General features: G+C 70.4%; 7 protein-coding genes and 1 pseudogene. 4 read left to right on the top strand and 4 right to left on the bottom strand.

What is annotated here, in order from left to right:
* A pseudogene (locus AC2VNT_RS15775) lies at positions 1–494 on the top strand (alpha-(1->6)-mannopyranosyltransferase A); the annotation flags it as partial.
* Here the strand turns inward: AC2VNT_RS15775 and AC2VNT_RS15770 are convergent.
* Entirely contained in the window at positions 488–895 is a 408-nt protein-coding gene (locus AC2VNT_RS15770; protein WP_486947745.1) for an Rv2175c family DNA-binding protein, read from the bottom strand. The pseudogene AC2VNT_RS15775 and the gene AC2VNT_RS15770 sit on opposite strands and share 7 nt — an antisense overlap.
* 91 nt (positions 896–986) lie before the next feature.
* On the opposite strand from AC2VNT_RS15770, the gene AC2VNT_RS15765 reads away from it, so the two are divergent.
* Positions 987–2,147 carry a protein kinase domain-containing protein gene (locus tag AC2VNT_RS15765; protein ID WP_486947747.1) on the top strand — a complete coding sequence of 387 codons (1,161 nt, stop codon included), beginning with the start codon at positions 987–989 and terminating at the stop codon, positions 2,145–2,147.
* Between the two features lie 65 nt (positions 2,148–2,212).
* Here the strand turns inward: AC2VNT_RS15765 and AC2VNT_RS15760 are convergent, their stop codons facing one another.
* The 3 genes from AC2VNT_RS15760 to AC2VNT_RS15750 all read right to left on the bottom strand — a co-directional run bounded on the left by AC2VNT_RS15760 (position 2,213) and on the right by AC2VNT_RS15750 (position 5,156).
* Positions 2,213–3,610 carry a class II 3-deoxy-7-phosphoheptulonate synthase gene (locus AC2VNT_RS15760; protein WP_486947744.1) on the bottom strand — a complete coding sequence of 466 codons (1,398 nt, stop codon included), beginning with the start codon at positions 3,608–3,610 and terminating at the stop codon, positions 2,213–2,215.
* A 77-nt stretch (positions 3,611–3,687) separates the two neighbouring features.
* Positions 3,688–4,194, bottom strand: coding sequence for a polyadenylate-specific 3'-exoribonuclease AS (locus tag AC2VNT_RS15755; protein ID WP_486947743.1), 507 nt, complete (start codon positions 4,192–4,194; stop codon positions 3,688–3,690).
* Positions 4,191–5,156, bottom strand: a complete 966-nt coding sequence (locus AC2VNT_RS15750; protein ID WP_486947746.1) for a hypothetical protein — start codon at positions 5,154–5,156, stop codon at positions 4,191–4,193. The genes AC2VNT_RS15755 and AC2VNT_RS15750 overlap by 4 nt, the downstream gene beginning before the upstream one ends.
* A gap of 86 nt (positions 5,157–5,242) precedes the next feature.
* Between AC2VNT_RS15750 and AC2VNT_RS15745 the strand changes: the two genes are divergently transcribed.
* The gene (locus AC2VNT_RS15745; protein ID WP_486947742.1) at positions 5,243–6,538 is read left to right on the top strand and encodes a glycosyltransferase 87 family protein; all 1,296 of its coding nucleotides are present in this window, start codon (positions 5,243–5,245) and stop codon (positions 6,536–6,538) included.
* A 776-nt stretch (positions 6,539–7,314) separates the two neighbouring features.
* A partial coding sequence (locus tag AC2VNT_RS15740; RefSeq protein WP_486947741.1) for a hypothetical protein occupies positions 7,315–7,646 on the top strand: 332 nt, incomplete at its 3' end.

Genomic DNA, 7,646 nt, shown 5'->3' with positions numbered 1-7,646 from the left:
GCAACGTGAAGATCATCAACTGGCTGACCGTGCCGACCGCGGCGGCCAACCTGGCGCACGCGCTCGGCGGGTTGTTCGTTCCGGTCAACTTTTACGCGGTGCTGCGGGTCACCCGGATCATCGGACTGCTGGTGATCGCGGTGGCGCTGCCGGTGCTGTGGTGGCGGTCGCGCGGCGGCGATCGGGCGGTGCTCGGTGGGATCGCCGCGGCGATGCTGGTGCTGGTGCTGTTCGTGCCGGCCGCCCTGCCGTGGTACTACACCTGGCCGCTGGCCGTGGTCGCCCCGCTGGTCCGGTCCCGGATGTCGCTCGCCGCGATCGCGGCGGCGTCGATCTGGATCATGGTGATCTTCCGGCCGGACGGGGCGCACGGGATGTACTCGTGGCTGCACGTGCTGGGCGCGACCGGCTGCGCCGTCTTCGCCTGGTACACCCTGTCCCGGGAGCCCGGCCAGCGGACCGTGGTCACCGGATCTGCGGCCCGGTCTCAGTAGGCCATCGCCTGGGCGCGGCGCACCACCTCACGAGCCTGATCGGTGTGCAGCGCGTCCACCGGGCGGACAGCATCGACACCGCCGACCGACCTTCCCCCGTCGCGGGTGACGGTCAGCGACGGGTCGGCGGTGAACAGCCAGCGCACGATCTCGGTGTCCCGGTAGCCGCCGTCGTGCAGCACCGCCAGCAGGCCGGGCAGGCTCTTGACCACCGCACCGTCGGCGAAGAAGATCCTCGGCACCACCGTGGCACCGCCCCGACGCACCGCGACCAGCTGCCCGTCGCGCAGCTGCTGGTGTACCCGGGTCACCGGGACGCCGAGCAGGTCGGCCACCTCCGCCAGCAGATAGGTCGGCTCGTCGAGCCCGAGAACGTCGTCGCTGACCGGAATGCTGCCCACCGCGCCAGTGTAGAACCTGCTTTGGGACCGCCCATCCACTTACCATGACCCCGTGACTGCAGCAGTGAGCGGTGATGCGCTGGAAGGAGCGATGCTGGACGGCCGCTACCGGGTGGGGGCACGCATCGCCACCGGCGGCATGTCGGCGGTCTACCGCGGGCTCGACGAGCGGCTAGACCGCCCGGTCGCGCTGAAGGTGATGGACTCGCGCTACGCCGGGGATCAGCAGTTCCTCACCCGGTTCCAGCTGGAGGCGCGGGCGGTCGCCCGGCTCAAGCACCCCGGCCTGGTGGCGGTCTACGACCAGGGCATGGGCACCCCGCACGACGGCCGGCACCCGTTCCTGGTGATGGAGCTGGTCGAGGGCGGCACACTGCGGGAACTGCTGAACGAACGCGGCCCGATGCCCCCGCATGCGGTGGTCGCGGTGCTGAGCCCGGTGCTGGGCGCGCTGGCGGTGGCCCACCAGGCCGGTCTGGTGCACCGCGACATCAAACCGGAGAACATCCTGATCTCCGACGACGGCGAGGTCAAGATCGTCGACTTCGGGTTGGTCCGCGCGGTCGCCGCGGCCGGAATCACCTCGACCAGTGTGATTCTCGGCACCGCCGCCTACCTGTCGCCGGAGCAGGTCCGGGACGGCAACGCAGGACCCGCCAGCGACGTCTACGGCCTCGGCATCCTCAGCTACGAGTTGCTGACCGGGCACACGCCGTTCTCCGGGGACTCCCCGCTGGCGGTGGCCTACCAGCGGCTGGACCAGGACGTGCCGCCGCCCAGCGCCGCGATCGACGGTGTCCCCCCGCTCCTCGACGAACTGGTCGCGCGGGCGACCGCCCGCAGCCCGGCCGACCGCTACACCGACGCGGTGGAGATGAGCGACGCGGTGCAGACCATCACCGAGCGGTTGCAGCTGCCGCCGTTTCGGGTACCGGCCCCGCGTAACTCCGCCCAGCACAGCGCGGCGACCCGACAGCACCATCGGACCGGCCCGCCGCCGCGCGGCACCCTGCAGCTGACCCGCGGCCCGCAGGACTGGGCGGTCGACGACGACCCGGACCCGCCGGAGTGGGCCGGTGAGGTGGTCTCGAGGCAGTTCGCCGGGATCGGACTCAACGAGTTCGTGCTCGCCCGCCAACACGCGCGCCGGATGGTGCTGATCTGGCTTGCGGTGCTGTTCGCGATGACCGGGCTGGTGGCGACGGCGGCGTGGACGATCGGCAACAACCTGAGCGGGCTGCTGCCGCGCTGAGTCTGATGGCGGCGACCCGCAGCGCCCGGCTCCGCCGCGCTTGCGATCGCCGCTGGCCAGACGGCTCAGCCGCGCAACATCTCGGCGACCAGAAACGCCAACTCCAGGCTCTGCTGGGTGTTCAGTCGCGGGTCGCAGGCGGTCTCGTACCGTCCGGCCAGGTCCGAGTCCGAGATGTCCTGGGCGCCACCGAGACACTCGGTGACGTCTTCGCCGGTGATCTCCACGTGTATTCCGCCGGGGTGGGTGCCCAGCGCGTGGTGCACCTCGAAGAAGCCTTGCACTTCGTCGACGATCCGGTCGAAGTGGCGGGTCTTGTGGCCGGTGGACGCCTCGTGGGTGTTGCCGTGCATCGGGTCGCACTGCCAGATCACCTGGTGACCGGTGGCCTGCACCTTCTCGATGATCGGCGGCAACAGGTCACGCACCTTGGCGTTGCCCATCCGGCTCACCAGGGTCAGCCGGCCGGGGACGTTGTGCGGGTCGAGGCGCTCGACGTACTCCACCGCCAGCTCCGGGATGGTCGACGGGCCGAGCTTGACCCCGATCGGGTTGGCGATCACCTCGGCCAGCGCGACGTGCGCCCCGTCGAGTTGGCGGGTTCGCTCCCCGATCCACAGGTAGTGTGCGGACAGATCATAGAGCTGTGGTTCGCCCTTCTCGCCGTAGTCGGCGCTGGACAGCCGCAGCATCGCCCGCTCGTAGTCGAGCACCAGCGCTTCGTGGCTGGCGTAGATCTCGGCGGTCTGCAGCTCCCGGTCGGCCACCCCGCAGGCGGTCATGAACCGCAGTGCGCGATCGATCTCGGCGGCCAGCGCCTCGTATCGGGCGGCCGCCGGCGAGCTACTGACGAACTCCCGGTTCCAGTCGTGCACCAGGTTCAGCGACGCCAGCCCGGACGAGGTGAGCGCCCGCACCAGGTTCATCGCCGCGCTGGCGTTGGCGTAGGCCCGCACCAGCCGGGACGGGTCGTGCTCTCGAGCGGCGGCGTCCGGCGCCAGACCGTTGACCATGTCGCCGCGGTAGGACTTCAGCCCCAGCGCGTCGGTATCGGCCGACCGCGGCTTGGCGTACTGTCCGGCGATCCGGGCCACCTTGACCACCGGCATGGACGCCCCGTAGGTCAGCACCACCGCCATCTGCAGCAGCGTGCGGATGTTGCCCTTGATGTGCGGTTCGGTGTTGTCGGTGAACGTCTCGGCGCAGTCGCCGCCCTGCAGCAAAAACGCCTCGCCCCGGGCGACCTCACCCAGCAACCCCTGCAGCCGGACGGTCTCCGACGGGACGGTGATCGGCGGCACGCTCTCCAACACGGTGCGCATCGCCGCGGCCTGGTCCGCCGGCCAACTGGGCTGTTGCGCGGCCGGTTTGGCCAGCGCGGCATCCAGCCGGGTGCGTAGCTCCCCCGGTAGCGGCGGCAGCGACGGCAGCTGATCGATCGCCAGGTCGACGGTCCAGTTCACCCGTCCATGGTACCCAGCGCCGGATCGGGCTGATCAGGCCAGTTCGGCTCCGCGGCCGGTGCCGATGGGCCGACTCCTCAACGGGCCGCCGCACCGCCCGCATCGTCGCCGGTCGTGATCACCTGGAACCGCCGCAGCTGGTCGCGGGCGTCCACCAGGGCGTCGTGGCTATCCGGTGACCGCGGCGGCAGCGATGGGCAGCCGCGCTCCTCCCAGAGCTGCCGCAGCTCCCGGGTGAACTTGGGCATGGCCTGCGGCAGTTCGGGCATCGTCCCCCACAGTTGGCAGAGCACCACGTGGTCGTAGGCCCCGACCCAGGCCCACAGCTCGATCGGATCGCCCCGGTTCACCCCGAAGAACGCCTCCAGGTCGGCGCGGATCCGGTCGCGGGACCGCCACGCCTGTGACGCCGGCGGCGGCAGTTTCGGCAGCACCTTGGCGCGCACCCAACGGCCAGCCCGTTCGGGATCGAATTCGGTTGACACACCGTAGTATTCGCGGCCGTCCTCGGCGATCACGCCGATCGAGATCAACTCGATGGTCCGGCCGTCTTCGATGAATTCGGTGTCGTAGAAATATCTCACCGGGAGAACCGATCGGCCGTCCGCCGGCGCATCATGATCGGTGTGGTCGGCGCCGACTCTGCCCGCCGGTCGCCGTCCAGGCCGGCCGCGGCGGCGACCCGGGGCCGACCGATCAGGATCGGCATCGTCGGCGCCGCCGCCGCGCGCACCTCCCGGTCGAGTGCGGCGTCGACCACCTGCTCGTCGGGGAGTTGCGGCCGTCCGGCGATCACGTCCTGCAGCCACAGCTTGACCCGCACCACCGGACGGCGCAGCCGACGCTCCCGGCGCAGCGCGCGGCGCATCTTGTCGTGCCGCGTCAGATAGCGCCAGCGGGCCCACGGCGCGTGCGGCCGGGACAGCCGGACGGCGCCGACCACCAGCAGCGGGAAGAAGAACATCCCGGTCAGCCCGGTCCACACCTTGCCCTTAACCAGCACCACCACGCCCAGCGGCAGCGCCAGCACCAGACCGGCGAACACCCCGGTGCGGATCACCGACGACGAGGTGTCGCGCCACAGCGACAGCAGAAAGGTCAGCGGGTGAAACCCCAGCACCAGCAAGCCGGCCACCGCGGTAGCGGCGAAGACCGCGTCCACCGAGGTGCGGCCGTCCTCCTCCCAGTACACGTCGGAGAGATGCAGGATCGACGCGTACTCGTCGAGCACCAGCGCCGCGCCGATCCCGAACGCGGTCGCCACCAGCGTGTACTCCACCCGGTTGCCGTCACCTGCCAGTGCCACCAGCGTCACCCCGGAGACCATCACCAGCACCACCCCGAACACGACGTGGTGGATGTGCAGCGAGCCGATGTGCACGTCGTGCGGCTGCCACCACCGGTGTGGTCCGGCGTTGTCGGGGCGGCTGCGGATGTAGCGCACGATGGTGCGGGTCACCAGGAAGGTCACCAGGAACGCGAGCAGGCAGCACAGCAGCGGGAGCCTGCCGCGGTCGACGATGTCATGACGGAGCCAGTCGAGCAGCACCTTAGAAAACCTACGCTCCCCCGGCGCCCGCCGCGTGGATGACACTCAGCATGACCGCCACACCGATTAGGGTGTTGCTCGACATGAGTACATCGGGGTCGCCCAACGACGGCAGTTCCCGCAGGTGGACCGGCGTTTGCCAAGCGGCCGCGTGGCGCGCGTCCCAGCTGCTGGCCCTGGCCGGGCTGGCCTATGCGGCCTGGCGGCTGCTCGGGCACGCCACCTACCGAATCGATACCGACGTCTACCGGATGGGGGCCCGGGCCTGGCTGGACGGTCGCCCGCTCTACGCCGACGACGTGATGTTCCACACCGAGGGCGGGCTCGATCTGCCGTTCACCTATCCGCCGCTGGCGGCAATCGCGTTCGCCCCGCTGGGCTGGTTGTCGCTGCCGGCCGCCAGCGCGGCGCTGACCTGCACGACGCTGGCCCTGCTGATCGTCGCGGTGACAATCGTGCTCAGCGGGCTGGCGGCCTGGCCGCAGTCACGGACCGCGCCCGAACCCGCCTGGCTGCGCCGGTGCTGGCTGGCGGTGGCCACCGTGTCGGTCGCGGTGGTCTACTTCGAGCCGATCACGTCGAACTTCGACTTCGGCCAGATCAACGTGGTGCTGATGACGCTGGTCCTGGCCGACTGCGTGCCCACCCGCACCCCCTGGCCGCGGGGGCTGCTGCTCGGCTTGGCGATCGCGTTGAAGCTGACCCCGGCGGTGTTCCTGCTGTATTTCCTGCTGCGCCGCGACGGCCGGGCCATCCTCAGCACGTCGCTGTCGTTTCTGGCGTGCACCCTGGTCGGCTTCGCGTTGGCGTGGCGCGACTCGTGGCAGTACTGGACCGACACCCTGCACAACACCGACCGGATCGGCGACGCCACGCTGAACACCAACCAGAACGTAGCCGGCGCGCTGGCCCGGCTGCCACTCGGCGACCACCAGCGGCTGGCGCTGTGGGTGGCCGGGTGCCTGCTGGTGCTGGCGGTCACGGTCTGGGCGGCCCGGCGGGTGCTCGGCGCCGACGAGCCGGTGCTGGCGCTGATCTGCGTGGCCATGTTCGGGTTGGTGGCGTCGCCGGTGTCGTGGTCGCACCACTGGGTGTGGATGCTGCCCGCGGTGGTGGTGACCGCGGTGGTGGGGTATCGCCGGCCGGTGCCGGGGCTGGTCCTGCTCGCCGCGCTTGGCGTCGCGCTGATGGTGTGGAGCCCGATCACGCTGCTGCCGGAGCACCACGAGGCGGACGCGCCGTGGTGGCGCCAGCTGGTCGGGGTGTCCTACCTGTGGTGGGCGCTGGCCGTCATCGTGGTGTCCGGCGCCACCCTGGCGGCCCGCACCGCGGATCGGTCGACGGTGGCCCGCGCGACGGAGTCGGCGCCGACCGGTTAACCGCTCGGGTGACCGGGGTTCAGCTCCGGCGTCGTTTTCGAACGCGGCTTCGCTTTTGAACCGGGCGACGTCGGCGGCCTCGGCGATGACCTTGGCTGCGGTGAGCGAGCCCGGCGCCCGGAATCGCCAGCCGCACCGGCGCCCCAACGCTCACCAGCTCAGTGACCCGCACCGTCAGGGAATCTGCTCGGTCAGACGGTCGACGTCGGCGAGCTCGTCGCGAGCCAACTCTGCGGTTATGCCGGTGTACCGGTCGAGACAGGACCGCATCGTGGCCCGAGCCGCGGTCCGGTATCGGTCGACAGGCCATAACGAAGGACGTCCCGGCAGACGGTGTTGACGGAAAGGGGTTCGTGGATGACCGTGTCACTCGGCGGCCACGCACGAGTTCGAGCGGGAGCTTACGGAGGTTGTGGCCTCCCACGAGCAGGCGGGCCGCAGAGCCAGCGAGGTGTTGGGCGATCCCCGGTCGTTCCGTGCAGGCCACCCTGCACGAGGCGTCGCCGTGGGAAGTCCGTTCCTTCGCAGTGGCGGCCGCCACCGCATTCGGCGGTGCTGCACGTGGTGCCGTGACCTGACTCCTGCCGGCCGTCAGCCGATTTCGCCCAGCGGCGCCGCGGCCGAGCTGGTGTCCGCGCGGGCAACGGGAGAGATCATCCCTCAACACGACCCGATAAGTGAGTTGCCGCTCTATGGCGGCGGTGGCATGGTCGCCAGGTCGGCCCCGGAGATCGCCATCTATCTGGCTGCTGTCGTGGCGAAAGGAGGAACCGCCGGTGAGCACAGAACTGAAAACCGATGTGTGGCCGGTGCGTGGCTCGCGGCGGCAGTTCATGGCTGCCACCGGATTCTCGATGTTCACCCACGGTGTGTGGGTGCCAGCCATCCTGCTGTTCTTCCACTACGGCCGCGGCCTGCCCATCGCCGGGACAGGGGCCGCCATGACGCTCGGCGGGGTGGCGTCGCTGGTGGCGTGTTCGTTGCTTGGCGTGCTGGAATACGCGGCATTTTGGGCGGTGGATCTGTTACGCGGTGCGACTTGGGCCGTGATAGCCGCCCTGGCGGTCGCGGCACTGCTGTTCACCGTCAGCAGCATGTTCTCCGACGT

The sequence above is a fragment of the Mycobacterium sp. TH-M15 genome, from assembly GCF_057473705.1.
Note: the sequence above shows the minus strand (reverse complement) of the source record. Positions and strands in the feature narration are given on the sequence as shown.

Excerpts from the sequence above, each read along its gene's own strand:
- AC2VNT_RS15765 (WP_486947747.1), top strand. The coding sequence starts at position 987 with ATGCTGGACGGCCGCTACCGGGTGGGGGCACGCATCGCCACCGGCGGC.
- AC2VNT_RS15745 (WP_486947742.1), top strand. The coding sequence starts at position 5,243 with ATGAGTACATCGGGGTCGCCCAACGACGGCAGTTCCCGCAGGTGGACC.